We start from the raw sequence: 25,883 nt of genomic DNA on the forward strand, positions 1-25,883 counted from the left end.
TGCAGTATAGAAGGTCGCCGCAGCAACGCCGGGAACAGGTAGTACCTGAATTGGCGGATCATCCACAGGACGGAGAGAAAGGCAATGAGGAGTGCAATGGTGAGTAGTAGTGTGGTGCGCAGTGCGCTGGCCAGTTCGTTGGCATTGGCGTTGGCCGCTTGCGGCAGTGGCAGTGGTCCCAAGTCCGATCCGCCGCCGGTGACCCCGCCGGTAACCCCGCCACCCACCACCCCGCCGGTGACGCCGCCGACAACTCCCCAGCCGGCCTTTGACGCGCACCTGGCGCTGACCAATACCGCGGCCGCGCACGCGATGGGCCTGACCGGTGCGGGCTACCGCATCGGCGTGATCGACTCCGGAGTGATGCGCAACCACCCGGCACTGGCCGGGCGGGTACTGGTCAACCGCAATTACATCAGTTCGACCCAGAACAACCTGTTGGTGGATGACGTGGTGGGTCACGGCACCACGGTGGCACAACTGGCTGCGGGTGCGCCGACCGGGCAGTGGCCGGGTGGTGTCGCGCCGGGCGCGCAGATCCTGTCGGCGCGCATCATTGCCGACAAGTCGCCAACCGATGACGGCTCCGGCAAAGGCAACGAGGTGACCGGCGCGCTGGGCATGGCTGCGATCCATGCGGACCTGATCCGCGATGGCATGCGCATCATGAACAATTCCTGGGGTGGCCTGTACTGGACCCGCCCGAATGTAACGGCGGATATCGCCAACGAATACCGTCCTTTCATCAGCAACAATGACGGGCTGGTGGTGTTCGCCACCGGCAACGAATCCAAATCCAACCCTTCGGACATGGCGGCGTTGCCGAGCAAGGCAGGCGCCAACAACACCTATCCGGCAGCTGACCTGGAACGGGGTTGGCTGGCGGTGGCCGCCCTGGACACGGCCAACCCGACGGCCCTGGCGACCTACTCCAACGCCTGCGGCGTGGCCAAAAATTATTGCCTGGTGGCACCGGGCACATCGGCATTCATCGGCCATAACAGCACCGCCAGCAACCTGACCTATTACTATGGCAGCGGCACCTCGTACGCGGCACCGCTGGTATCCGGTGCGGCGGCGCTGGTGTGGCAGGCATTCCCCTACTTCAACAACGACCTGGTCCGTCAGACCCTGCTGGGTACTGCGACCGACCTGGGCGCGGCCGGACCGGATGCCGTGTTCGGTTATGGCCTGCTCAACGTGGGCAAGGCGGTGAAGGGGCCCGGCAAGGCCGACTGGGGAGATATCAAGGTCGATGTGAATCAGCTCGGGCTCAATTCGGTATGGAGCAATCCGATCAGCGGCGCCGGCGGCCTGGTGAAATCCGGCAGTGGCTCGCTGGGCTTGGCCGCGGCCAATACCTATGCCGGTGCTACCCGCATCCAGCAGGGCACGCTTGCGCTGCAGGACGGTGGCTCAATCCGTTCCAACGTCAGCATCGATGCCCAGACCAAACCCAGTCTTGCCGCGCTTCAGTTCATGGGGGGCACCACGCGTGTGGTGGGCAATGTGGACAACGGCGCCAGTGTCATCGTGCTCAGCAATCAAGGCTCGGCAACGATCGAAGGCAATTACGTGCAGCGCCCGGGCGCGCAGCTGATGGTGGCGCTGGGTTCCAACGCCTTGCAGGTGACGGGAACCGCCACCCTGGATGGCGGAGTTAATGTCAATGGAGCGGTCACTGGCTATGTGCCGCAGGATGGTCGCCGCCAGGACCTCCTGCATGCAGGTGGAGGTATCAGCGGCCAGTTTGCGACCCCGGCTACCGGCAGCACCGGCGTTACCTTGCTGCAGACACAGTATGGCTATGACGCCAACAATGCCTGGTTGCAGCTGGACCGTGTAAGTGTCACCGCGATGGCAAGCACGGCCAGCGTGGGCCTGCGCGCGATGTCGGCGGCACAGCGGGTGGAGCAGGCGTTTGAAGTGCTGGATGCGGATTCCGGCCTGCAGACCACGGCATTCGGTACGGCGGCGGCAGCGGTGCAAGGTGTTGGCGGCGGCGTTGCCGGTTTGGCCAAGAGCCTGGAAAGTCTCTCGGGGCAGGCTCACGCCACCGCCACGGCAATGACCTTTGACAGCATCGACATGAACCGGCGCGCGTTGTCCAGCCAGTTTGCCGAGGGCGCCACAGGGGCGGCAGCCAATGGCGTCTGGATGCGCAGCCTCGGCGGTGGCGGGCAGGGCGGGTATCTGGGCAGCGACTACAGCGTCGGCGGTTGGATGATGGGGGGCGAAACCGCGCTGTCCAGCAACGCCGTACTGGGCTTCGCGTTCGGCGAAACCCGCGCCAATGCCAGCGGTGGTGTGGCGCAGGACCGTAGCCGCGATCGTCAGACCCAGTCCCAGCTCTATGCCGGTTGGCAGCGCGGTGATGCCTATGTGCTGGGTCAGGCCGGGTTTGGCCAGTACCAGCGCGCACTGGATCGAGGCCTGTTGCTGGGCGCCGAGCGCAGTGGCGTGCATGCGCGTTACAACGGCAACTTCCTCTCCAGCAGCGTCGAGGCCGGGTATCGGCTGGGGCGCGGTGCGGCGCAACTGACGCCGTATCTGGGGGCGGATTACATCCGCATCGACGGTGGCGCGTTCAACGAGCAGGGCGGTTACGGCTTCGGCCTGCGCGCCGATGATTGGAGCAGCAGCCGCGTGCAGGCCTTGGCGGGCCTGCGGGGCCAGTACCTGTGGAAGCGGGTGGCGTTCAACGGCTATGCCGAATGGCAACAGGCAATGGGGGGCAATGGCCTGAGCCTGGATGCCAGCTTCGTGGGTGTGGATGCCTGGGCGCCGATCGCCGGCTTGCAGCCATCGCGTTCGGGCGGCTTGTTTGGCTTGTCGGTGGACTCGTGGCTGGCGCGCAATACCCGGCTGTCGTTGGGCTACGACCAACGCTTCGGCCCGCGCGGCGACAACCGGCAGGTTTCAATGCGGCTGCAACAGGCGTTCTGATCCGGCGCCCGTCCTGGCCGTTTGAAAAGCAGAAGGCGGGCGAGAGGATCGCCCGCCTTCCGTGTTTTGACTGTGCTGCTTACTCGCCGCGCAGGCGGTTCATGCGCGGCACCGAACGGCCCATCGGCATCTTCAGCTTGCCGATCGCTTCCAGCCGGGCCTCGGCAATACGATCTGCCGCGCGCTGCGGGGAGACGTCGTCGCGCTCGGACTGGTCGAAGATCTTGTCGAGGTTGTGGTAGATGCTGCGGATCAGCCGCATCGCCCGCTCGCGGTTGTAGCCATCGATCTCCAGCGACACGTTCATCACGCCCCCGGCGTTGACCGCATAATCCGGCGCCCACAGCACGCCGCGCTTGTACAGCTCGTCGCCGACCGCATGGCTGGCCAACTGGTTGTTGGCGGTGCCGCAGATGACCTTGGCCTTGAGCCGCTCAAGCGTGGCCATGTCGATGGCGCCTTCCATCGCGCAGGGCGCGAACACGTCGGCGGCCACGTCATAGATGGCGTCGGGCTTGACCGCCTCGCAGCCGTATTCAGACACGGCCTTCTGTACCAGCACCGGGTCCAGGTCGGTGACGTAGAGCTTGGCGCCGCGCTCGCGCAGCAGCTTTACCAACTCCATGCCGATATGGCCCAGGCCCTGTACGGCGATGCTGAGCTTGCCGATCTCCTCGTGGCCGAACTTGCGCTTGACCGAGGCCATCAGCGCTTGCAGCGCACCGTAAGCGGTAAACGGGGCCGGGTCGCCGGAGCCGCCATGGACCTGGTGTACGCCGGTGACATAACCGGTCTCCAGGTAGATGTTCTCCATGTCGTTGACGTCGGTGCCCACGTCCTCTGCAGTGATGTAGCGGCCGGCGAGGGCTTCAACCTGGCGGCCGAAGGCGCGGAACAGGACTTCGCTCTTGGCGGTCTTGGGGTCGCCGATGATCACCGCCTTGCCGCCACCCACATTCAGCCCGGCCAGGGCGTTCTTGTAGGTCATGGTGCGGCTCAGGCGCAGCACGTCGCGCAGCGCGTCATCGGTGTTGGCGTAGGGACGCATGCGTACGCCGCCCAGGGCCGGGCCGAGGGTGGTGTTGTGGATGGCAATGATGGCCTTCAGGCCGGCGTCGCGGTTCTGGCAGAACAGGACCTGCTCATGGCCGGAGGTCTCGAGGGTGTCGAACAACATGCGGGCTCCGATGGCGTGTTTGCCACAACGTCAGTGATCGTGTGGCCAAATGGCTGGCCGGAAAACAAAAAATGCGACTTCGTCGGGGTGGTGACGGGTCGCGGATGCGCCATTCTAATCCATTCCCGCCGAAGGAATGTTCAGGCAGGGGCTACCCGCGGTGGTAGCTCGCTTTGCCGGAAACGGCGCCTGCTGTAGCCATCGATAGCGCAAACCGGCAAAAGGTCACGCTGCGCTGCAACCTGACCTGCAGGGCTGGCGGTTCTATGATCGGTTTCAACAGAAACCGGATGTTGCACGGCCCATGAGTACCCCCGCCTCCCAGCTCCCGCAGGCCCAGCCTGAGACCACCCCGCTGCGCTTTGTCACCGCCGCCAGTCTGTTCGATGGCCATGACGCGGCGATCAACATCATGCGCCGGCTGATCCAGGCGCAGGGTGCGGAGGTGATCCACCTCGGCCACAACCGCAGCGTGGAAGACGTGGTGCGCGCGGCGCTGCAGGAAGATGCCGACGCGATTGCACTGTCGTCCTACCAGGGCGGGCATGTGGAGTACTTCAAGTACATGGTCGACATGCTGCGCGAACGCGGCGCCGGCCATATCAAGGTATTCGGCGGCGGTGGCGGCACCATCACGCCGGAGGAAATCCGCGAGCTGCAGGCCTATGGCGTGGAGCGCATCTACCACCCCAACGACGGCATGAAGATGGGGCTGGTGGAGATGATCGAGGACGTGGTGGCGCGCGCGGGCAAGGCCCGCGAGGCCGCCGCGCGTGATGACAGCGCGGACGCCCCGGTGATAGAGGATGAAATCGGTATTGGCCGGGTGCTGTCGGCGCTGGAGGATGGCAATCATTCGGAGGCGGAGCTGCTGCACCTGCGCAAGCAGTGGCAGCTGGCGGCGGGCAATACGCCGGTGGTCGGCATCACCGGCACCGGTGGTGCCGGCAAGTCGTCGGTAACCGATGAGCTGCTCAATCGCTTCCTGGCCAGCTTCCCGCAGATGCGCATTGCGGTGATCTCGGTCGACCCGACCCGTCGCCGCACCGGTGGTGCGCTGCTGGGCGACCGCATCCGCATGAACTCACTGCGCTCCAAGCGCGTCTACATGCGTTCGATGGCAACCCGCCGGCAGCATGCGGCGATCAATACGGTGCTGCGTGATTGCATTGGCTTCCTGAAGTCGCTGCACTTCGATCTGGTGATCGTCGAGACCGCCGGTATCGGCCAGAGTGATTCGGAGATTGTCGATCTGGTCGACTTCCCGATGTATGTGATGACCAGCGATTTCGGCGCGCCCAGCCAGCTGGAAAAGATCGACATGCTCGATTACGCCGAACTGGTGGTATTGAACAAGTTCGACAAGCGTGGCGCCGAGGACGCCCTGCGTGATGTGCGCAAGCAATGGAAGCGCAACCGCACAGCCTTCAGCATGAAGGACGAAGACGTGCCGGTGTACCCGACGATTGCCAGCCAGTTCAATGATCCGGGCATCAGCTGGATGTTCGCCAACCTGTGCCGTTTGTTGCGTGAGAAGCGAGATCAAAACCGGGGTCAGAGTCCGGTTTTGCAGGCAAAATCGGACTCTGAACCCGGTTTTGATCTCGCCCCCAACATCGACACAACCCTCAAAGAGCCGCGCGCAACCGTCCTGATACCGGGCAGCCGCGTGCGTTACCTGGCCGAGATCGCCGAGCAGGGCCGTGGCATCAACGCCCGCATTGAATCACAGGCAGAAGTGGCCGAGCGTGCACAGAGCCTTTGGCAGGCGCTGCAGGAGCTGGGTGATGCAGCGCAGCCGGGTGCCCTGGACCTGTACGCAGGTGATGCACTGACCGATGCAGGCGTCGACAACAGCATCCGCACTCTGCGCCAACGCTACAACGATGCCGTGCAATCGCTGGATTCGGACGCACTGCGCCTGCTGCGTGAGTGGCCGGCACGGCTGAAGTCGATCACCGAGCCGGTCAACGAGTACCAGGTGCGCGGCAAGACCATCCGCGTCGAGAACTACCGCGAGTCGCTGAGCCACCAGCAGATCCCCAAGATCGCCGCGCCCACCTATCGCAGCTGGGGCGAGCTGCTGGTCTTCCTGCAGAAGGAAAACCTGCCCGGCTCCTATCCGTATACCGGCGGCGTCTACCCGTACCGCCGCAGCGGCGAAGATCCGATCCGCATGTTTGCCGGTGAGGGTACGCCGGAGCGCACCAACCGCCGCTTCCATTACCTGAGCGTGGGCCAGCCGGCCGCGCGCCTGTCCACGGCCTTCGACAGCGTCACCCTGTACGGCGAGGACCCGGCGCCGCGCCCGGACATCTACGGCAAGATCGGCAACTCCGGCGTCAATATTCCTACGCTGGACGACATGAAAAAGCTGTACTCCGGCTTTGACCTGTGCGCGCCAACCACCTCGGTGTCGATGACCATCAATGGCCCGGCACCGATGATCCTGGCGATGTTCATGAACACCGCCATCGACCAGCAGATCGAGAAATACCTGCAGGAAGATCCCGCGCGCTGGGCCGAGGCGGAAGAGAAGATCGCGAAGCTTTTCGAAGGCCGCTCACGTCCGCAGTACCACGGTGAGTTGCCGCCGACCAACAACGGCCTGGGCCTGGCCCTGCTGGGTGTCACCGGCGATCAGATGGTGGATGCCGATACCTATGCGCGGATCAAGGCAGAAACCCTGTCCACCGTGCGTGGCACCGTGCAGGCCGACATCCTCAAGGAAGACCAGGCGCAGAACACCTGCATTTTCTCCACCGAGTTCGCGCTGCGGATGATGGGTGATATCCAGCAGTACTTCGTCGACCACAAGGTGCGCAATTTCTACTCGGTGTCGATCTCCGGCTATCACATCGCCGAGGCCGGCGCGAACCCGATCAGCCAGCTGGCCTTCACCCTGTCCAATGGCTTCACCATCGTCGAGTACTACCTGGCGCGTGGGATGAAGATCGACGACTTCGCGCCCAACCTGTCGTTCTTCTTCTCCAACGGCATGGACCCGGAGTACACGGTGATCGGCCGCGTGGCTCGCCGCATCTGGGCGCGCGCGATGCGCGAGCGCTACGGCGCCAACGAACGCTCGCAGATGATGAAGTACCACATCCAGACCTCGGGTCGTTCGCTGCACGCGCAGGAGATCCAGTTCAACGACATCCGCACCACGCTGCAGGCGCTGTATGCCTTGTTCGATAACTGCAACAGCCTGCACACCAATGCCTACGACGAGGCGATCACCACGCCGACCGAGGAAAGCGTGCGCCGCGCGGTGGCGATCCAGATGATCATCAACAAGGAGCTGGGGCTGAATTTCTGCGAGAACCCGTGGCAGGGCAGCTTCATCGTCGACAAGCTCACCGATATCGTCGAGGAGGCGGTTTACAAGGAGTTCGAGGCGATCAGCGAGCGGGGTGGCGTGCTCGGCGCGATGGATACCATGTACCAGCGCGGCAAGATCCAGGAAGAATCGCTGTACTACGAGCACAAGAAGCACGACGGCAGCCTGCCGCTGGTCGGCGTCAACATGTTCCTGCCCAAGGAGCATGCCGGTGAAGTGGCCACCGAGATCGAACTGATCCGTTCGACGGAGGAAGAGAAGGGCCAACAGATCGAGAACGTGCACAACTGGCAGCGCAACCGCAATGCGCTGGCACCGGCGGGGGAGACCTCGCATGCACACGAGATCGAAGGCGCGGCCTCTGACGACGCGGTGCATGACGGTCACGGACTGGGTTACCTGCAGAAGACCGCGCGCGATCGCCGCAATGTCTTCGAAGCACTCATCGAGGCCGTCAAGACTCACAGCCTCGGCCAGATCAGCCACGCCCTGTACGACGTAGGCGGCGAGTACCGTCGCAATATGTAAGCGCCCCGCCAAAGGCGAATGTAGTGCCGAGCCATGCTCGGCAATCGCCTTAATGTAGTGCCGAGCCATGCTCGGCAGAGGCTTTGCCAGTAATGCCCCTGCCGAGCATGGCTCGGCACTACAGGTGGAGCTTTGCGCTGCTACTCTTGGGTCGACTCCCGGTAACAGGCAACAACATGGATAGACGGCGTTTCATTGGCGGTACGGCATTGGCGGCAGCCTTGCCGCTGCTCGGCATGCAGGGCGCAATGGCGGCTACGCGCGGGCAGCTGCTGGCCGCCGGGCTCAACAAGGGCGATACGGTCGGGCTGGTCAGCCCGTCCTCGGCCAGCAGCGAGCGGCTCAGCCTGCAGTTGGCGCGCGAGGCGATGGAGGCGCTGGGCTTTGTGGTCAAGACCGGGGCGCATTACGCCTCGCGCCATGGCCACCTGGCCGGCACCGATGCCGAGCGCGCGGGCGATCTGAATGCCATGTTCGGCGACAAACAGGTCAAGGCCATCATCTGTGTGCGCGGCGGCTCCGGTGCAGCACGGCTGCTGCCGCTGCTCGACTACGAGCGCATCCGCGCCAATCCCAAGGTGTTGCTCGGTTACTCGGACATCACCGCGCTGCATTGTGCCATCCATGCCAAAACCGGCCTGGTGACTTTCCATGGGCAGATCGGCGCAGGCAGTTGGAACCGTTTCAATGTCGATCAGTTCGAACGCGTGTTCTTCAAGCGCGAATTGATGCACTACCAGAACCGCAGCGAAAACGACGATGAGCTGGTGCCGCGCGACAACCGCACATTGACCATCCGTGGTGGCAAGGCGCAAGGCGAGTTGATCGGCGGCAACCTGACCGTGCTCACGGCCTTGGCCGGTTCGCCCTATCTGCCGGATTTCACCGGCAAGATCCTGTTCCTGGAAGACGTCGCAGAGGCGCCCTATCGCATCGACCGCATGTTCAGCACCTTGAAGCTGATGGGTGCGCTGGACAAGATCGCCGGCTTCATCTTCGGTGAGTGCACCGATTGCGCGCCGGGTGATGGCTATGGCTCGCTGACCCTGGACCAGATCTTCGACGACTACATCCTGCCGTTGAAGATTCCGGCCTACCGTGGCGCGATGATCGGCCACATCAAGGAGCAGTTCATCGTGCCGGTCGGCGGCAAGGTGGAGATGGATGCCGACGCCGGAACCTTCCGCCTGCTGGCGCCGGCGTTGGCCTGAGCGTGATATGCGCGACGACGTGGCGCGGTGCGCTCACGTCGTCATTGCACGGGGCTTACTCTTCCTCGTCGTCCTGTGCGTCCTCGTCCTCGTCCTCGTCTTCATCCTCGGGCGACAACCACCAGGCATGGCCGTCCTCGCGTGCCGGCTGCGGACACTCGCGGGTCTCGATGGCGTCCAGATGGCGGCCGCTACCGCCGGCGAGCCAATCCTTCAACAGCTTCTCGACGGATAGGTGGCTCTGCGCTGCAATGCCGAGGTTGCGCTCACGCTGCCACGCCGTGTCTTCATCAGGCCTGGATGCATGGCTGTGCGGCGCGCCGTAACTGCAACGCAGGCAGTAATGGCGGATGCTGCGGGTCCAATCCTCGGCATAGCCGATGCCGGGTGCGCTGGCACGTAGCAGCGCGTTGATGTCCTCGGCGCTGTCCGCGCGCACGAACACCACGAAGGTCTGGAACTCGGACGACTCCAGCCGCTCCAGTTCGTTGAACACATGCACCTCGCGCTCGCCATCGAAGCGTGCGCCGGTGGGGGCACCGTCGTGCAGCACGATGTCGCCGAAGCGGTGGCCGCTTTCCGGCAGCGGGACGTTGAGGATGCGTGCGCGCACCGGGTCGATGCGGCGCATGAACACCGTTTCCCCGGCACTCCATGGATTCAGGCGCACCACCGCGACACCGAAGTTGCCGTCGATGGGGCCTTCGCCTTCGGGCAGGGTGATATCGCAGGCGGCCCATAGTTCGCGCACTGTCGTCCATTGGCCCAGGCCGGTCGCCGCAATGGCGGCGTTCCAGTGCTGGGCCTGGCTGAACTCCTCGGCCAGTTCGATGGCGCGCAGGTTGTCCCGCAGTGATCCGGCCCATTCCATCTGGTACTTCAATGCCAGACCGCGCATGTAGTGATAGAACGGGTTCTCCGGGTGGTGCTGTAACAGCAGGTCGAAATCCTGGGTGGCGCTGCACAACTCGCCATCGTCGATGGCCAGGTAGGCCCGGTTGTGGATGCTTTCGAGATCAGGCTGTTCGGAAGTCATTGCGGGCAGCAGTGTTGGGGGAAAAGGATGATCGCATGCGCACCGTATGCTGCGCAGGCGGGGTACGGGGTGCGACTGGCAGTTGCGCCCTTTAACATGCGGATAACAGCGGTATTGCCAGCATCGTCCGCAATGCGCGGTCGTGCTTTTAGCGTGGGCGGTATCGTGCATGCCGGTTTTCCCGTGGCTTGCTGGAGCAGCGCAATGAACGACAAAGGTTTGAAATGCATGACGTTGGTGGTGGCGATCGCGATCGCGCTGGCAATCACCGGCTGCGGGAAGCCCGGGACGCCAGACGGGACGACCACCGCAGCCCCCTCGGCAGCGGCGCCGGCTACCGACCCGTCATCGCAAGGCACCCAGCAAGCCTTGAACGTGGAAGTGTTCAATCCTGGTGCGGACTCCATCTTTGCGGTGTCCTCGGAACTGTTGACCGGGACCAGCGATGCCGTGCTGGTCGATGCGCAGTTCTCCACCGCCGACGCGGCCAAGCTGGTGGAGAAGATCAAGGCGTCAGGCAAGAAGCTGACCACGATCTATATCAGCCATGGCGACCCGGATTTCTACTTCGGCCTGGAGACCCTGCACGCCGCATTCCCCGATGCGCAGATCCTGGCTACGCCGCAGACCATCGCGCATATACAGGCCAGCAAGGATGAAAAGCTGAAGATATGGGGGCCGCAACTGGGTGCCAATGCACCCAGACAGTTGCTGGTGCCTGCACCATTGCAGGGCAACAGCCTGCAGTTGGAGGGGCAGGAGTTGCAGGTGATCGGCCTGGATGGCGCCAGCCCGCAGCGCACGGCCCTGTGGGTGCCCTCGATCAGGACGGTGATGGGCGGGGTGTTGGTGGATGCAGGTTCTCACGTATTCATGGCTGATACGCAGACGCCGCAGTCACATCAGGATTGGCTGGCCGCGCTGCAGCAGATCAAGGACCTTGCGCCGGTACGGGTGATTCCCGGCCACTATGCGGAAGGCGCACCACAGGATCTGGCTGCGGTTGAATTCACCGCCAACTACATCCGGGCTTTCGACGAGGAAGCGGCAAAGGCCAAGGATTCGGGTGCGCTGATTGCGGCGATGAAGCAGCGCTATCCGGGCCTGCCAGGTGAGGCATCGTTGGAGCTCAGTGCCAAGGTGGCCAAGGGCGAATTGCCCTGGAAGTAGCGGCCTGATGCAGAAAGGCGCCGGTATCAGACTTCAAGGAGGATCATTATGAAAGCTCGATTTTTTGCTGTTCTCATCATCGGCGTCCTGGCTGCAGGTAGCGCCTTGGCCAAGGAGCCGATCCGATTGGACGCATCTTCCGATGCGGCAGCGGAGTCCAGTTGGAAACAAATGATCGAATCCGTCAGTGCTGAGAAAAAGCAGAAGCTTCTGCTGGCCATGCTTCAGATCAATCTGGACGGTGTGAACTCTGCCTATGAGGTGATGGGCAATCCGGAGTTGCAGGGTTTTGGCATTGCGAGGGTGAAGGACAGGGTCGCCGGCCTGGATGCTGATGAGATCATCGAGTTGGGCAGTCGGACCTCCGGCGCCGAGATCCGGATCCAGTCGGTCCAATAGCGCCCACTCACGTATGCAGGCAGAACCCATTCTGTCGATAGGGTGGGTTCTGGGGACGTTGCGTTCACGCGGCAAGTCGCTTCGCGATCCCGGGCCGGTGGCCGCTGGGATGTCGGTGTCATGGCGTGCGCCACGCACACCGTCCCAACCCTGGAAGAGCGGCCTGGATCAGGAAATCGGGTTGGAGGCGCGATCCGCGGCGGAGTTGGCAAGGCGCTTCTTCGCCTTGGCGGCATACATGGCGGCATCGGCATGGCGCAGCAGTGCGTCGGCGTCACTGCCGTCGGCGGGGAAGCAGGCTACGCCCACGCTGGCGTCGATCTGCGGGGTGTCGCTGCCAAGGCTCTGCAGCAACGCCAGCCGTGCACGCAGGGCGGTAGCGATATTCAGCGCATCACCGGGGCTGGCGCAGGCTGGCAGCACGGCAACGAACTCGTCGCCACCGACGCGGGCGATCAGGTCGTTCTGTCGCAGGCCATCGCGCAGTTGGCGGGCGGCGTCACGCAGCAGGCGGTCACCGGCTTCATGCCCGTAGTGGTCGTTGGCGGCCTTGAAGCCATCCAGATCGATGTAGAGCAGTGCCAGCCCACTGCCGTCACGCCCCGCGCGCTCCAGCGCCGCTTCCAGTTCACGGCGCAGGTGATAACGATTGGGCAGGCCGGTCAAGGCATCGTGGCTGGCCAGGTGCTCCAGCTGTCGTTCGATTCCACGCAGGGCGGTTACCTCATGGCCGACGCCGATGCGGATGCCGTATTCCGGCAGCCATTTGGCCGACCATTGGATGTCGACCACGCTGCCGTCCTTGCGGATGTAGCGGTTGCGGAAGTTGGAACGTGGCCGGCCTGCCATCACGTCCAGCGCCGACTGTTTGGTGGCGGCGCGGTCCTCTGGATGTACCAGATCCATGATCTGCCGGCCTTTGGCCTCGGCGGGGGTGTAGCCGAAGATGGTCTCGAATGCGGCATTGACCATCAGCAGTTCGCCATCGGGGGCAACCATGCACACCGCGTCGGGTAGCAGGTCCAGGACTTCACCGAGCGGCGGCAACTTGAAAGGCATGTGCAGACACGACAAATACGAAGGCTGGGATTATGCCGTTTCCAGATGTCAGCGTATGTCGGGTGAGGCTCCCTGCGGCGAACATCGGTTGCGGGACCGATGGCGCGGCCGATTACCGGCCCCCGGTTCCGCCGGCCTGAACGGGCACCCTTGCGGCCGTCGTCGGCGTGCAGGAGCGCTGCTGGCGGGGGAGGGCAGGCATTGCCAATTGCGGTCTGCAAGGGCTTGTCCCATGCTCGCGGCATGGACCTGAACAGCTTCCTGCAATCTGCACTTTCGGTAGACGGGATGGTTGGCCATGCCAGCTACCTGCTGTTGATCCTGTCGATGTTGATGACACGCATGATGTGGCTGCGTGCGCTGGCGGTAGCGTCGGGACTGCTCAGCATCACCTATTCGGTGATGATCTCCGATTACGTCAGCGCCACCTGGGAGATCATCTTCGTGGCAGTCAACGTGGGCCAGCTGTCGCTGCAGGCCTACCACAACCGCATCACCCATTTCAGCGCCGAGGAACGCCGCTTCAGGGAAGCCGTATTGCCATTGGTGGAGCCGGCGCAGGCGCGACGGGTGCTGGATCTGGGGCAATGGTGCGAGGCCGGGGCAGGTGAGGTGCTGATCCGCCATGGCGAACAGGCCAGCCACATGCTGTTCATTGCCAGCGGTGAAGTCGCGGTCATGGTGGATGAAGCCGTTGTGGGGTGGTGCGGGGCGGGTGCCTTGTCGGGGGAGATCAGCGTACTGACCGACATGCCGGCCACCGCGACCGTGATCACCGCCAAGCCGACCCGCTACCTGGCACTGGAGCGGCATGCGCTGCGACAGCTGATGGCCCGTGAACCCGAGATCGAACATGCCATCGACCAGTGTTTCCGCAAGGACATGCGGCTGAAGCTGGCGGCCGCCAACCAGGCCATGGCCGAGGCGGGCATCCGGGTCGAGGTGATACAGACCAGCCTGCAGTGATCTCCGCGGGGCGGCAACGAGTGGGGCGGTGCCCCGCTGCACAGGGGTTGTCCTGGCCCGTGAGGGTTGGGGGATCCCGGTGCGTTGGCCGACGTTTGTCGGGCGTGCGGACGGTTTCGGATAAAACCTGAAGCGCCGGTTTTGCTACCCTGTGCTTCTTTGGGTTCTGGGGTTGCTCCCCGCGGTTATTTCCATGGTGTGGTTGCGCGTGGCTCTGATTTTCCCCTTGATCGTGATCAATACGCTGGCACACTGCCTGCCGTTGTTCGTGGTGGCGCTGTTCAAGGCGGTACTGCCGCTGAAGTCGGTGCGTCGGGCCTGCAATCCGCTGCTGACTGGCTTGGCGGAAAGCTGGATCGCGGTGAACAGCGCGATGATCCATGCCTTTACCGCTACCCGCTTTACGGTCAGTGGCACCGAGGGGCTTGAGCGCGATGGGCATTATCTGGTGCTGGCCAACCACCAGAGCTGGGTCGATATCCTGGTGCTGCAGAAGGTGTTCAACCGCCGGATTCCTTTGCTGCGTTTCTTCCTGAAGCGCTCGCTGTTCTGGGTGCCGGTGCTGGGCCTGGCTTGGTGGGCCCTGGATTTTCCCTTCATGGGCCGCTACAACCGCAAGCAGATTGCCAAGAACCCCGAGCTGGGCCGGCGCGACATGGAAGTGACCCGCAAGGCCTGCGAGAAATTCGCCAGCATTCCGGTGGCGGTGATGAACTTCGTCGAAGGCACCCGCTTCACGGCCGCCAAACACGCAGCGCAGGCCTCGCCGTTCAAACACCTGCTCAAACCCAAGTCCGGCGGCGTGGCGTTCGTGTTGGATGCGATGGGCAAGGGCCTGCATGCCTTGCTGGATGTGACCATCGTCTATCCCAAGGGCATTCCCTCGATGATGGACCTGATGGCCAATCGCCTGCCGGAAGTGAAGGTGCTGGTGCGCAAGCTGCCTATCCCCACCGAGTTCATCGGCCGCAACTACCAGGAAGATCGCAACTTCCGTGCCCAGTTCCAGCAGTGGATGAATGGCCTGTGGCAGCAGAAGGATGAGGACATCGCGCGTCTGCTCGAAAGCAAGGCCTGATCACCGCCATCGTTGAAAACAAAGGCCCTTGACAGGGCCTTTGTTGCTTTGCATGGCGCTGGATTCGTCAGCGATGAACCCGTTCGCAGCGGGTCTCGACCACGCGCTGGCCATTGCGCTCCTGGTTGCGGCCCTGCACATTGCGGCCCACCAGACCGCCCGCCACCGCGCCGCCCACCGTGGCCAACTTGCGGCCATTGCCCTTGCCGACCTGGTTGCCTAGCAGGCCGCCGACCACAGCACCTGTGGCGGTGCCGGCTACGCGATTCTGGTCACGTGCGTTGTTGGCTACCTCCACCTCGTGGCAGACCACGCGGCTGCCGTCGTTGAAACGGCGGCCTTCATCGCGTGGGCCATAGGTTTGTGCGTTGACGCCGACGGAGAGAAGCATTGCACTCGCGGCAATGGTCGAGGCCAGGGTGATAGGAAGCTTGCCCATGTCGATACTCCTGTTATTGGCAGCGCAGCTTTGCGCCAATGTGCGTCCAGCCTGCGCCCACGCAATGAAATTCGAGGTGAAAAGCGAGCGGCGCAATTGAACCTGCGTTCATCCAATGTGCCGTGCAGCCTGAAGCTTCCTCGGCTTGGGTGTAAAGTGCGCGCCATCCTCCGTATTGAAGAGACCTGCGCATGAGCATTGATGCCGCTTTCTATCCGATTGGCACCCCCGGTAAGCCGTGGGGCGAGCAGGAGCGCGCGCAGTGGCTGGAACAGCAGCAGGTGCAGCGCAGCTATGCAGGTGAGGTGGTGGAAAAAATAGATGTGCTGCGTGAGCGCTTCGATGTCACCCAATACGGTGAACTGGACTACCCGTCGGGTCGCTATCCACTGTTTGCCATCCGCAGCCGGAACTGGAACGAGGCCTTGCCGGTGATGCTGGTCACCGGTGGCGTACACGGCTATGAGACCAGCGGCGTGCAGGGCGCGTTGCAGTTCGTCGACCAGCACGCGGAGAGTTACGCCGGCCGCTGCAACCTGCTGGTCGCCCCCTGCGTCAGTCCGTGGGGTTATGAGCGCATCCAGCGTTGGAATGCGCTGGCACTGGACCCGAACCGTTCGTTCGTGGACAACAGCCCGGCGCAGGAATCGGCGGCATTGATGGCCCTGGTTGCGCCGCTGCGGGGGGGCGTGCTGATGCATATCGACCTGCACGAAACCACCGACACCGACGAAACCGAATTCCGTCCGGCGCTGGCCGCGCGCGATGGCAAGCCGTTCGAGCCGGGCGAGATTCCCGATGGTTTCTATCTGGTGGATGACACCGAGAATCGCCAGCCGCTGTTCCAGCAGGCGGTGAATGCCGAAGTGGCCAAGGTGACCCATCTGGCACCGGCCGACGAACGCGGCGAGATCATCGGTTCCAAGGTGGTGGCCGAAGGCGTGATCGAATACCCGCTCAAGGCCCTTGGCCTATGCGCCAGCGTCAGCGGTGCGCGCTACACGACCACCACCGAGGTGTATCCGGACAGCGCCAAGGCGACCCCGCAGCAGTGCAACGACGCCCAGGTGGCGGCGGTGATCGGCGCGCTGGATTACGCGCTGGCGCATCGCTGAGGTCTCTGGATCCGCAGGTTTGCTGAAGGCCCACCCGGCGCAAGCGGGTGGGTTTTTCATTTGTGGCCTCGCCACCGACCAGAAGGACTTCCCCGGAGCATCCGTAGCCCGGGTAAGCGAAGCGCACCCGGGAAGCACGCTGCAACAGCCGGAACGGGCCATCGCGCAGCGTGGCGCCCCCTGCGCATGCCGGTAGTGCCCATGATCTTTCACATCGCCACCCAGCCACGTATGGAACATGGCGGGCATGAAAACCTCGTCTCTGCTGCTGGCAGTGCTCGCCTTGGCAAGTGGCCCCGCCCAGGCCGATGACGCGCCGGAGTTCGATCGTCCAGGCATCGGCTTTTCCACCAGTACGGTCGGCAAGCACGTAATTGTCTGGGAGCAGGGCTTGCCCGATGCCAGCCGTGATCGCAGCGATGGCCTGACCACCACCACCTGGACCGCAGACACGCTGTTGCGCGTCGGGCTTGCCGATACGCTGGAGTTGCAACTTGGCGCGGACAGCTGGAGCAGGCTGCGGCTGCGCGGCCCTGGTATCCGTGTGCAGGACAGCGGCGGCGGCGACGGCAGCGCCGCACTCAAGTGGGCACCGCCGTTGGCCAACGAGCAGCTGTCAGTGGCATTCAAAGCAGGGGCCAGCCTGCCTTGGGGCAGGGCACCGCTGGGTGATGCGGGGCATGACTACGACCTTGGCGTGACGGCGGCATGGGCGCTGCCGCGCGACAGCAGCCTGGCGTTCTACATCGACCGGCAATGGGGCGACGGTGGCAGCGGCTGGTTGTTCTCGCCCAGCTATGGCTTCGCCTTGCGGCCGCAGTTGTCGGCCTATGTCGAGGGCGGCTATGGCACCGGCGCGCAGTACATGCGTGCGGCCGGTGCCGGTGTGACGTGGATGGTGGGCCCGCGCGTGCAACTGGATGCATCGTTCCTGCGCGGGTTGGATGCCGACACCACCGATTGGCAAGGCGGCGTCGGCGTATCGATGTCCTTCGATTGAGAACGCGGTTCAGCGATTGACCGCAGGGCCGTACACGCCGCTGTAGCCGGCTGCGCAATTGCTGGTGCAGTCGCTGGTGAGCATGTTGCGCACGATCAGGCCGGCATTGTTCTTCGAGCGGAAATGGCCGACGCCGCTGCTGGTGTCGCCGCCACCGAAGTTGTACGGGCTGCCGTCGCTCCAATCCCAGTCGAAGCTGTAGGCGCTGCTGCCTGCGCCGATGTCGACCTGCGCGTAGACATTGGTAGCGCTATTGAACAATGCGCCATCGGCGCAGCCGGCGCTGTAGCTGGTGGTGAAGCAATGCACCTGGTCACGCGAGCCGGCGGTGATGGTGTAGAAGCGGATGCCGGTGTACGTGGCCGGGAACGTGCGCAGGCTGCCGCTGCCACTGCCGGTCCAGCGGTTGTAGCCGTAATAGGCTACGCCGGTGCTCGGGTACAGGCCGAAGGTGTAGTAGTTGTACGGGAAGACATAGGCCTCGGCGTTGCAGGTGGGCGCCAGGGTCGATTGATAACCGGTGCTGCGGCAGGTCTGCAGGCCGCGCAGGCCACCGGCGATATTGATGAAGCGGCGCACACTGCCTTGATTGGCGTTGTACTTGATCGAGGCCAGGGCCATGGTCGCGCCCAGCGAGTGGGTGACGATGTCGACCTGGCTCTTGCCGGTATAGGCCTTGACCTTGTCGATGAAGGTCTTGAGCGTCTGATAGGTGGCCGGTGTGTGGTAGTTGTACTGCGGTGCCGCGCGCTCGCTGGCGCTGAGGTAGGTGATGCCGAACAGTTCGCAGTCGTTGTAGCCGGCAGCCTTCAGTTCGGCATAGATCGAGCGCGGCGGGGTGCTGTAGCCGGCCACCGCGCCGGCTGGCATGTCGAAGCTGATGGCGCTGTCGCCATTGCCGGGAATGAATACCACCGGGGTCTTGCTGGCGGTACAGCTGCCGCCGCCAAAACCGCCCTGGCCGACACCGGGATTGAACCCGCCAGCGTATTGGTTCGCCGTTCCTGTGCAGGTGTAACCGTTGTTGCTGCCGCACTCCAGGGCCTTGGCGCTGGTGGGTGCCAGCATCAGCATGGCGCCCGCCAACGGCGCGGCCAAGGCGCTGAGCAGCCACGAGGAAATGACGGGGGCAGATCGTTTGCTCGACATCTGGCGGCTCCGGTAGGTGTGTGGGTCAATTCCTGCAGCATCCGCCCGGGCCGCCGGGGCAGGCAGTGTCCTTTAGGGAAACTTGCAGTGCAGCACAGGCCCCGCGCTATCTGCGCTTGCGTATCAGCATGGCCGAGGCCTGCAGGATGGCGCGGGTCAGCAAGGCCATGGTCTTGACCTCGCCCTTCCAGTGCTGCCAGTACAACGGCACGTCCTCCCAGGCGCGCGCCTTGACGTAAACCAGGCGCCCGCTCTCCAGGTGCCGGCGTACCAATGGCAACGGGTTCATGGTCCAGCCCAGTCCGCCGAGGTTGGCGTGGACGAAGGCGCGGGTGGAGGGGATCCACCAGGTTGGCGCATTGTGCGGCTGTTCGACCCCGGCCAGACGGCGTGCATAGCGGGCCTGCATGTCGTCCTTGCGGTTGAATACCAACACCGGTGCCTGTGCCAGCGCCTGTGCGGTCACGCCCTTGGCGAAATGCCTGGCATGGAATTCGGGGGTACAGGTGGCTGCGTAGCGCATGCTGCCCAGCGCATGGATCTGGCAGCCCTGCACCGGCTCGGACAAGGTGGTTACCGCACCCATCACCGCGCCCTGGCGCAGCAGGGCAACGGTGTGGTCCTGGTCTTCGGTATGCAGGTCCAGGGTGGTGGAGGTGCTGTGGGAGAAGGTCTGCACCGCCTCCGGGAACCAGGTTTCCATGCTGTCGTGGTTGACCGCCACCGGGATGCTGGCCCTGGGCAGCTCGGCATCGCTGAGGCCGATGCGCTCGAAGGCATCGCGCTCGAGCAGGGCGGTCTGCTCGGCCAGCTGTACCAGCACCTGGCCCTCCGGTGTTGCCTCGGTGGGGATGGTGCGCTTGATCAGCAGTTTGCCGACCCTGTCCTCCAGCGCCTTGATCCGCTGCGATACCGCCGAGGCGGTGACGTTCAACGACAGCGCCGCGCGCTCGAAGCTGCCTTCGCGGATGACCGCGGCCAGCGCCCGCAACTGGGCATGATCAATGCGCATATTAAGTTCTGCTAATGATGGTTAATGAAGTTTAGCTCTACTTTTCCTTGCTGCATTGCGACAATTGCCGCGTCCGGACGTGCCGGTGGGTTCTCCCGCTGCGTCCTTCCCCCCAGTAGCAAGGTTTTTCCTCATGTTTTCGGTTATTTCCGCCCAAGCCGCCGGCAGTGCCTGGCTCAGTGGTGCCGGTATCGGTATCGGTCTGTTCGCCATCGTCGGCGCGCAGAGTGCGTTCATCCTGCGTCAGGGGATCATGCGCCAGCACGTGATTCCGATCATTGCCACCTGCTTCGCCATCGACGCGGTGTTCATCATGGCCAGCGTGGCCGGCCTGCGTCAGCTGACCGCGCAGTTGCCGTGGCTGACCACCGTCCTGCTGTGGGGTGGTGTTGCCTTCCTGACCTGGTATGCGGCGCAGTCGGCGCGGCGTGCGGTGGCCGGTGGCGGTGGCATGAAGCTGGATGACAACGGCGAGCAGTCGTTGCGCGCAGCCCTGATGGCAGCGGCCGGTTTCTCGATCATCAACCCGCATTTCTGGCTGGACATGATGGTCATTGGTTCGATCGCCGACAACTTCGGTGAGTCGCGCATGGCCTTTGCGATCGGCGTGGTGACCGCCAGCGGCGTGTGGCTGACGGTGCAGGGGCTGGGCGCTCGCATGTTGGCGCCGTTGTTCACCAAGCCCTCCACCTGGCGCATTCTGGACGGCACCATCGCCGTGATCCTCAGCGTGCTGGCCTTGACCCTGGCCATCCGCGGGGTCAACTGAGGTCAGGCTTGATCCGTCAGGATGAACGCAGCAACGTAGCCCGGGTAAGCGCAGCGCACCCGGGAGCAGAGATCTGTCGTTCTTCCTGCCTGTGAAACAGCAGTTGCGGGTGCGTCGCGCTTACCCGGGCTACGGCTTTGTCTTCGCCGCTAGGTGGCCGGGTTCCAGCGTGCCGGCCATTGAAGGATGAAGTCCTCCACTTCTGCCAGCGGCATCGGTCGCCCGAATACATAGCCCTGTCCCTCGGCGCAGTGCTCCTCCTGCAGTTGTGCCAGTTGCGCCTGGGTCTCCACACCTTCGATGGTGGTGGTGATGCCCAGCTTCTCGCACAGGTGTGATACCGCGCCGATGATCGCGCTGCCCTGGCTTTGCTCGCCCAGGTCGCGGATGAAGGATTTGTCGATCTTGACCTTGTCGAACGGGAACGCGCGCAGGTAACCCAGCGACGAATAGCCGGTGCCGAAATCGTCCATCACGATCGATACACCGGCCTGCTTCAGGCGCAGCAGCTGCGCGGAGGCCGCTTCGATGTTGGCGATCAGCGCGTTCTCGGTGATTTCCAGTTCCAGCCGGGCCGGGGCCAGCCCGGTGGCGGCCAACACCTGCTCGACGCCGTCGGCCAGGGTGGGCTGGGCCAGTTGCGAGACCGACAGGTTCACCGCAATTTTCATCTGTTCCGGCCACTGGCTGGCGTCGTGCGCGGCCTGCCGCAGCACCCAGGCGCCGAGTGACAGCATCATCCCGATGTCTTCGGCCAGGCCCAGGAACTGGCTGGGTTCGAGCAGGCCGCGTTGCGGGTGGTTCCAGCGCAGCAGGGCTTCAAACCCGGTGACCTGGCGCAGGCGCAGATCCACCAGCGGCTGGTAATGCAGTTCAAACTGCTGCTGTTGCAGGGCCGTGCGCAACTCGGTTTCCAGCTGTCGGCGGCGCTGCATGCGGGTGTCCATCTCCGCCTCGAAGAAGCGGTAGCAGCCACGGCCTTCATCCTTGGCCCGGTACAACGCAAGATCAGCGTTGCGCATCAAGGTATCGGCGGCGCGGGCCTGGTTGTCGATCAGGACGATGCCGATGCTGGTGCTGATGGCGAACTGGTGGTTCTCCAGTTCGATGCTACGGCCCAGTTCGTCCACCAGCCGCGCGGCCAGTGCGGCGGCGGCTTCGGGCATGCGGTTTTCCGATGCCATCAGGATGGCGAACTCGTCGCCGCCCAGCCGTGCAACCAGGTCATTGCCGCGTACACAGGCGAGGATGCGTTGGGCCACTTCCTGCAGCAAACGGTCGCCGGTGGGGTGGCCCAGGCTGTCATTGACCTCCTTGAAGCGATCCAGGTCCAGCAGCAGCAAGGCGCTGTGATGGCCTCGCTGGGCGGCGATCAAGGCCTGGTCGAGCTTCTCGAACAGCATGCTGCGATTGGGCAGCGAGGTCAGTGCGTCATGCAACGCCAGGTAGGCGATACGCGCCTGCGCCTGTCGGCGTGCATCCACATCCTCGAGCACGCCGGCCCATTTGCTCAGGCTGTGACCGATGCGGGCACCCCGGGCGCGCAACCAGCGCCACTTGCCATGCAGGTCGAGGACGCGGAACTCCACATCGAGCGAGCCGGTCTTGCTGGCAGTGAAACTCTGCTCAAGCGCGATCTCGATCTGTGGCAGGTCGTCTTCATTGACCCGTCGCAGCCAGCCTTTGCCGAGTGCGTGTTCGTCCGACTGCCCGGTGAGTTCGCGCCAGCCGGTGGCGGCAAGCACCTGCCCGTTGCGATCAGATTGCCAGAGCACCAATGCACCGGCTTCGGCAACGGCGCGATAGCGCTGTTCGCTGTCCTTCAGGTCGCGGGCCAGTTCGCGCGCTTCATCGGCACTTCGCTTCAATGCATCGACGGTGCCACTGAGGCTGCTCTGCAGGCTGCGCACCTCACGGATGTTGGAGGGCTGCGGGTCGGGCAGGTGGGTGAGGTTGTCGACCACGCCGTGGCTGCGTTGCACCAGGGCGCGGATGGGCAGCAGGATGCTGCGGGCGATGGCGTTGGCCCAGAGCAGGGCGATCACGGCGGCGACGATGCCGCCGAAAATGATCCCGAGCAAGGGCTGCTGCCAGCGTGCCTGGAAGCTCTGTTGCGGCTCTCCCACCACCAAGGTCCAGCCGGGTGCGGCCTGCAGCCGGTGGAAGGCGAAGATGACGGGCAGGCCCTCGTTGCTGCTGGCATCGAACAGCCCGTGCTTGCCACCACTGCGCTGCAGTACCCGCCAGTCGGGCACCTGCTTGCCGATGTAGCGTTCCGGCGACAGTGATCGCGCCGCAATGACGCCGTTGTTGTCGACGACCGCCGTCAACAATTGCTGGTTGTTGCCGGTCCCCATGATGCTGGCGATCAGTCGATTGGAGGGCTGCACCATGGTCAGGACGCGGGTACCACCGGCATCGTCGAAGGGCAGGGCGATCGCCACCTCCGGGGTGTGGGTGATGGCGTTGGTAAACAGGTCCGAGACCTGCACCTTGCCTTCGCGGCGTGCGTCGTACAGCAGACCTGAGGGTAATGTCCGGGCTTGTTCGCTGTCGTCCTGGATCAGGCGAATGTCCGGATTTTCACGTTCCCAGGCCTGCAGCTCAGGCGCGGCTTCACTCAGCTGCGGTGCCAGCAACGACAACAGGCGTAGCTGGTTGACATTGTCCTCGATGCCTTGGTCAACGCCACGGGCCAGGGCGGTGGCGGTTTCCTGCAGGCGTTGCTCGGAGCTGTGACGGTAATCCTGGGCGGCATTCCAGACGGCAATGGCACCAATCACCAACAAGGGCAGCAGCGTGGCAAGTATCAGCAGATGCAGCCGGGAATGGAGGCCTCGGGTACGCGGCAACCTTTCATGCGTTGCCGTTGCGGTAGTTGCCAAGCCTGAGTCTCCGGTTGCCGTTGCGGCGTAGCGCGATGGGCCGCCAACCCCTTGTTGCTGTCGAAAGCGGCGAGGCGCTGTTATGGCACGAACCCTGCGCGGTTGGAAGCGGCGGCACGCACCTGCACTGTCCAATCCCGGCCGTGCAGGGCACGTGTAGGTGACGCCAGTGGATGCGTGACTGCAATCACGCTATGGCATCGACCCGCTCGCAATGGCGCTTTCAGGCACCATTGCGGTCAGCGCCCGGCGCGAGGAAAGCGCGTCGTGCTGGCGCAGATGGTGGCTACTGCCTTCATTGGCGTCGCTGACTGAACATCCACTGCCACATCGCAGGGTTGCGATACGTGGCGTCCCAGGCGTTGTGTTCCACGCCCGGATACTCGGTGTAGCGGAAGCCGGCGCCCAACCGCTGGCTGGCGGCGGCAATGGCGCGGTCGTCGGTGGTGGGCACCAGCGCATCGAGCGCGCCGTGGAAGATCCAGGTCGGCACATCGCGCAGGCGGTTGACGGTTGCCTGGTAGGGATCGGCAACGTCGGCCACCTGGTCGACCATCAAACCGGGGCGGTCGGGTCGCGGCGCGCGTAGTGCCCCGCATATAGGCACCAGCGCGGCGAACTGCGTAGGCCGGGTCAGGGCCAGCTCCCAGCTGCCATAGCCGCCCATCGAGATACCGGTCAGATAGATGCGTTGCGGATCGGCGCCAAACTCCTTGCTGGCCGCATCCAGAACCGCCAACGCCATGCGCGCGTTGCGTCCTCGCCATTCTTCGTTTTCCGGAACCTGTGGGAATACGACCAGTGCGGGGAAGGTATCCATGTTCTGGGTCAGCCAGGGGCCTACCCCGGCCAGGGTGGGCTTGTGTCCATCATCGCCGCGCTCGCCCGAGCCGTGCAGGAACAGCACCAGCGGACGTGCGCCCGGCGGCGTGGCGGCAGCGGCCGGGACGAATACCTGGTAACGGAACTGATGGCCCTCGAATTCGAGTTGGCGTGCCACGAACTGTCCCTTGGCAGGCACGGTAGTGGTGGTTGAGGACAGGCTGCTGCAGCCCAGCAGCAGGCCCAGCAGACATAGCGACATCACGATGCGACCCATTGCATCCGGCTCCCTGGCAGAAGCCACTAGCCTAGCCTGATTGGGCGTGTGCCAGAATGTTGGTCGATACACCGTCGTGTCGGTCTGCGCTGTTACTGGGGGTTGTGGATGAAGAAGCTGCTGATCGTTGCGTTGGCAACCTTGCTGGTTGCCTGCAGCCAGGGCCTTGACGGTACCTGGGACGATGGCATGGGAATGGTGAGCTATACCTTCGCAGCTGATGGCAGGGCCAGCGTCGAAATGCTGGGCAAGGTTCAGCAGACCCGCTATGTCCGCGAGGGCGACAGCTTGCAGGTTGTGGTACCGGGCACCGAGGCGGAGACAGTGGACTTCACCATCGGTGAGGATGGGTCACTGCAGGGCCCGATGGGTGTACGCCTGCAGAAAAGGAAGCGATGACGACTGTCGTCGCCACGTTGCTGACACTTCACAGAGGACGATGCACGCGGCGTCTACGGGGGCTCGGTCCCCCGCACGCCGCGCGTCGTGGACGTCAGCGCCACACGTACAGATAGCGCGCCACCAGCTGAGAACCGGCGGCGCGATTCTTCGCCGCGCCTTCGGCGTAGACATTGCCGATGAAGCGATGCGCCCCAGCGCGCCACTGCACGCCCGGGCCGATGCCGAACAGGCGCTCCTTTGACGCGGGCTGCGCGTGCCCATTGATGCGGTCGGCACTCGTCTGTTGCAGGTGATACATTGCCAGGCCCAGCCGCCAACGTGCATTCAGTGCATGCGATGCGCTGAGGTTGTAGTGCAGTGCCCGCCCGGGTTGAATCCTGTGTACTGGTTGGCCGAACGCAGCATGCAGGCGTGTCTCGGGATCATCGCTGCTGCCATTCCACAGGTACATGAGGCGACCACTGATCTCCCACGCGTCGCTGTGATGCCAGGTAAAGGCGTAATAGGGATTGATGCTGTAGTAGTCGGTGCCCGGATTGAGCTTGGCATTGCGATCGTAGTCGCCAAGCGGTAGCGATGCTGCCAACGCCAGGCGTGCGTCCAAGCGCTTGCCAAACAGCCGTTTGTCGCGCCATTGCACATAGCCGCCAAGGCTGGGGTTGCCGAGGCCGCTGCCGCTGACATGCGCAGGCCCCAGGTCGAGTTCCAGGTCGAGCAGGGGCACGATGAGCTCGCCGCCAAGGTGGCCACCAAATGCCTGCCTGGAACTGGTGTAGGCATAGTGCAGCCGCGCGATCCACAGCGCACGGTCATAGCGCATCGGCCGTTTTTCACCCTTGGCGTCATAGTTGCGGTTGGCATCGAAGCGACTGTTGCTGGTCTGGAACATATGGCCGACGCCGCCACCACCATCCTCGAAGCTGGTCGCGCCGGTGTTCACCCCCGGCAGGGCGAGATCCAAGGCCTGTGCCGGTGCTGTGGACGCGCCAATGGCGGCCGATAGAACATACAGGCAGATGCGATGTTGCATGGTTGTGCTCCTTGCGGTCGATACGGGGGCAGCGCCGTTGGTGGGCGGCCTGCAGCGTCGGGGGCGGCGATGA

General features: G+C 64.0%; 20 protein-coding genes. 11 read left to right on the forward strand and 9 right to left on the reverse strand.

Annotated elements, in window-relative coordinates:
• Positions 1-96: 96 nt before the first annotated feature.
• The gene (locus tag RT131_RS04535; protein WP_313170646.1) at positions 97-2,946 is read left to right on the forward strand and encodes a S8 family serine peptidase; all 2,850 of its coding nucleotides are present in this window, start codon (positions 97-99) and stop codon (positions 2,944-2,946) included.
• 79 nt (positions 2,947-3,025) lie between these two features.
• On the opposite strand, the gene RT131_RS04540 is transcribed toward RT131_RS04535, so the two are convergent.
• Positions 3,026-4,123 (reverse strand): Glu/Leu/Phe/Val dehydrogenase dimerization domain-containing protein, encoded by a 1,098-nt coding sequence (locus tag RT131_RS04540; protein WP_313170648.1) that lies wholly within the window; start codon positions 4,121-4,123, stop codon positions 3,026-3,028.
• Positions 4,124-4,427: 304 nt separating this feature from the next.
• Between RT131_RS04540 and RT131_RS04545 the strand changes: the two genes are divergently transcribed.
• Together RT131_RS04545 and RT131_RS04550 are read left to right on the forward strand one after the other, a co-directional pair.
• Positions 4,428-7,991, forward strand: coding sequence for a methylmalonyl-CoA mutase family protein (locus tag RT131_RS04545; RefSeq protein WP_313170649.1), 3,564 nt, complete (start codon positions 4,428-4,430; stop codon positions 7,989-7,991).
• Positions 7,992-8,167: 176 nt separating this feature from the next.
• Entirely contained in the window at positions 8,168-9,202 is a 1,035-nt protein-coding gene (locus tag RT131_RS04550; protein ID WP_313170650.1) for an LD-carboxypeptidase, read from the forward strand.
• Between the two features lie 55 nt (positions 9,203-9,257).
• Here RT131_RS04550 and RT131_RS04555 read toward each other — a convergent pair whose 3' ends face one another.
• Positions 9,258-10,238, reverse strand: coding sequence for a hypothetical protein (locus RT131_RS04555; protein WP_313170652.1), 981 nt, complete (start codon positions 10,236-10,238; stop codon positions 9,258-9,260).
• A gap of 204 nt (positions 10,239-10,442) precedes the next feature.
• On the opposite strand from RT131_RS04555, the gene RT131_RS04560 reads away from it, so the two are divergent.
• Both RT131_RS04560 and RT131_RS04565 read left to right on the forward strand, forming a co-directional pair.
• Positions 10,443-11,408 (forward strand): MBL fold metallo-hydrolase, encoded by a 966-nt coding sequence (locus tag RT131_RS04560; RefSeq protein WP_313170654.1) that lies wholly within the window; start codon positions 10,443-10,445, stop codon positions 11,406-11,408.
• Positions 11,409-11,456: 48 nt separating this feature from the next.
• Positions 11,457-11,807, forward strand: a complete 351-nt coding sequence (locus RT131_RS04565; RefSeq protein WP_313170655.1) for a hypothetical protein — start codon at positions 11,457-11,459, stop codon at positions 11,805-11,807.
• 168 nt (positions 11,808-11,975) lie between these two features.
• Here the strand turns inward: RT131_RS04565 and RT131_RS04570 are convergent, their stop codons facing one another.
• Complete coding sequence (locus RT131_RS04570) at positions 11,976-12,866, reverse strand: diguanylate cyclase (protein WP_313170657.1); 891 nt, start codon at positions 12,864-12,866, stop codon at positions 11,976-11,978.
• 243 nt (positions 12,867-13,109) lie between these two features.
• Here RT131_RS04570 and RT131_RS04575 point away from each other — a divergent pair, with 243 nt between their 5' ends.
• Positions 13,110-13,832 (forward strand): cyclic nucleotide-binding domain-containing protein, encoded by a 723-nt coding sequence (locus RT131_RS04575; RefSeq protein ID WP_313170659.1) that lies wholly within the window; start codon positions 13,110-13,112, stop codon positions 13,830-13,832.
• Between the two features lie 193 nt (positions 13,833-14,025).
• The gene (locus RT131_RS04580) at positions 14,026-14,910 is read left to right on the forward strand and encodes an acyltransferase (protein ID WP_313170660.1); all 885 of its coding nucleotides are present in this window, start codon (positions 14,026-14,028) and stop codon (positions 14,908-14,910) included.
• Positions 14,911-14,977: 67 nt separating this feature from the next.
• Here RT131_RS04580 and RT131_RS04585 read toward each other — a convergent pair whose 3' ends face one another.
• Positions 14,978-15,301: a glycine zipper 2TM domain-containing protein gene (locus RT131_RS04585; protein WP_313170776.1), complete on the reverse strand. Its 324-nt coding sequence runs from the start codon at positions 15,299-15,301 to the stop codon at positions 14,978-14,980.
• Between the two features lie 239 nt (positions 15,302-15,540).
• On the opposite strand from RT131_RS04585, the gene RT131_RS04590 reads away from it, so the two are divergent.
• On the forward strand, positions 15,541-16,464 hold the full coding sequence (locus tag RT131_RS04590; protein WP_313170662.1) for a M14 family metallocarboxypeptidase: 924 nt from the start codon (positions 15,541-15,543) through the stop codon (positions 16,462-16,464).
• A 247-nt stretch (positions 16,465-16,711) separates the two neighbouring features.
• Positions 16,712-17,464: a transporter gene (locus tag RT131_RS04595; RefSeq protein ID WP_313170664.1), complete on the forward strand. Its 753-nt coding sequence runs from the start codon at positions 16,712-16,714 to the stop codon at positions 17,462-17,464.
• A gap of 9 nt (positions 17,465-17,473) precedes the next feature.
• Here the strand turns inward: RT131_RS04595 and RT131_RS04600 are convergent, their stop codons facing one another.
• Positions 17,474-18,613, reverse strand: coding sequence for a hypothetical protein (locus tag RT131_RS04600; protein WP_313170666.1), 1,140 nt, complete (start codon positions 18,611-18,613; stop codon positions 17,474-17,476).
• 106 nt (positions 18,614-18,719) lie between these two features.
• The gene (locus tag RT131_RS04605; RefSeq protein ID WP_313170668.1) at positions 18,720-19,625 is read right to left on the reverse strand and encodes a LysR family transcriptional regulator ArgP; all 906 of its coding nucleotides are present in this window, start codon (positions 19,623-19,625) and stop codon (positions 18,720-18,722) included.
• Between the two features lie 133 nt (positions 19,626-19,758).
• On the opposite strand from RT131_RS04605, the gene RT131_RS04610 reads away from it, so the two are divergent.
• Positions 19,759-20,394, forward strand: a complete 636-nt coding sequence (locus tag RT131_RS04610; RefSeq protein WP_282265376.1) for a LysE family transporter — start codon at positions 19,759-19,761, stop codon at positions 20,392-20,394.
• 149 nt (positions 20,395-20,543) lie between these two features.
• Here RT131_RS04610 and RT131_RS04615 read toward each other — a convergent pair whose 3' ends face one another.
• Both RT131_RS04615 and RT131_RS04620 read right to left on the reverse strand, forming a co-directional pair.
• Positions 20,544-23,246, reverse strand: coding sequence for an EAL domain-containing protein (locus RT131_RS04615; protein WP_313170671.1), 2,703 nt, complete (start codon positions 23,244-23,246; stop codon positions 20,544-20,546).
• Between the two features lie 328 nt (positions 23,247-23,574).
• Entirely contained in the window at positions 23,575-24,378 is an 804-nt protein-coding gene (locus RT131_RS04620) for an alpha/beta hydrolase-fold protein (protein ID WP_313170673.1), read from the reverse strand.
• 108 nt (positions 24,379-24,486) lie between these two features.
• Between RT131_RS04620 and RT131_RS04625 the strand changes: the two genes are divergently transcribed.
• Entirely contained in the window at positions 24,487-24,777 is a 291-nt protein-coding gene (locus tag RT131_RS04625; RefSeq protein ID WP_313170675.1) for a hypothetical protein, read from the forward strand.
• 94 nt (positions 24,778-24,871) lie between these two features.
• Here RT131_RS04625 and RT131_RS04630 read toward each other — a convergent pair whose 3' ends face one another.
• Positions 24,872-25,810 carry a transporter gene (locus tag RT131_RS04630; protein ID WP_313170677.1) on the reverse strand — a complete coding sequence of 313 codons (939 nt, stop codon included), beginning with the start codon at positions 25,808-25,810 and terminating at the stop codon, positions 24,872-24,874.
• Between the last annotated feature and the right edge of the window lie 73 nt (positions 25,811-25,883).

Source organism: Stenotrophomonas sp., assembly GCF_032066555.1.
GTDB lineage: Bacteria > Pseudomonadota > Gammaproteobacteria > Xanthomonadales > Xanthomonadaceae > Stenotrophomonas.

Coding starts and splice junctions, on each gene's coding strand:
- RT131_RS04535 (WP_313170646.1), top strand. CDS start 97: ATGGTGAGTAGTAGTGTGGTGCGCAGTGCGCTGGCCAGTTCGTTGGCA.
- RT131_RS04540 (WP_313170648.1), bottom strand. CDS start 4,123: ATGTTGTTCGACACCCTCGAGACCTCCGGCCATGAGCAGGTCCTGTTC.
- RT131_RS04545 (WP_313170649.1), top strand. CDS start 4,428: ATGAGTACCCCCGCCTCCCAGCTCCCGCAGGCCCAGCCTGAGACCACC.
- RT131_RS04550 (WP_313170650.1), top strand. CDS start 8,168: ATGGATAGACGGCGTTTCATTGGCGGTACGGCATTGGCGGCAGCCTTG.
- RT131_RS04555 (WP_313170652.1), bottom strand. CDS start 10,238: ATGACTTCCGAACAGCCTGATCTCGAAAGCATCCACAACCGGGCCTAC.
- RT131_RS04560 (WP_313170654.1), top strand. CDS start 10,443: ATGAACGACAAAGGTTTGAAATGCATGACGTTGGTGGTGGCGATCGCG.
- RT131_RS04565 (WP_313170655.1), top strand. CDS start 11,457: ATGAAAGCTCGATTTTTTGCTGTTCTCATCATCGGCGTCCTGGCTGCA.
- RT131_RS04570 (WP_313170657.1), bottom strand. CDS start 12,866: ATGCCTTTCAAGTTGCCGCCGCTCGGTGAAGTCCTGGACCTGCTACCC.
- RT131_RS04575 (WP_313170659.1), top strand. CDS start 13,110: ATGGACCTGAACAGCTTCCTGCAATCTGCACTTTCGGTAGACGGGATG.
- RT131_RS04580 (WP_313170660.1), top strand. CDS start 14,026: ATGGTGTGGTTGCGCGTGGCTCTGATTTTCCCCTTGATCGTGATCAAT.
- RT131_RS04585 (WP_313170776.1), bottom strand. CDS start 15,301: ATGCTTCTCTCCGTCGGCGTCAACGCACAAACCTATGGCCCACGCGAT.
- RT131_RS04590 (WP_313170662.1), top strand. CDS start 15,541: ATGAGCATTGATGCCGCTTTCTATCCGATTGGCACCCCCGGTAAGCCG.
- RT131_RS04595 (WP_313170664.1), top strand. CDS start 16,712: ATGAAAACCTCGTCTCTGCTGCTGGCAGTGCTCGCCTTGGCAAGTGGC.
- RT131_RS04600 (WP_313170666.1), bottom strand. CDS start 18,613: ATGTCGAGCAAACGATCTGCCCCCGTCATTTCCTCGTGGCTGCTCAGC.
- RT131_RS04605 (WP_313170668.1), bottom strand. CDS start 19,625: ATGCGCATTGATCATGCCCAGTTGCGGGCGCTGGCCGCGGTCATCCGC.
- RT131_RS04610 (WP_282265376.1), top strand. CDS start 19,759: ATGTTTTCGGTTATTTCCGCCCAAGCCGCCGGCAGTGCCTGGCTCAGT.
- RT131_RS04620 (WP_313170673.1), bottom strand. CDS start 24,378: ATGGGTCGCATCGTGATGTCGCTATGTCTGCTGGGCCTGCTGCTGGGC.
- RT131_RS04625 (WP_313170675.1), top strand. CDS start 24,487: ATGAAGAAGCTGCTGATCGTTGCGTTGGCAACCTTGCTGGTTGCCTGC.
- RT131_RS04630 (WP_313170677.1), bottom strand. CDS start 25,810: ATGCAACATCGCATCTGCCTGTATGTTCTATCGGCCGCCATTGGCGCG.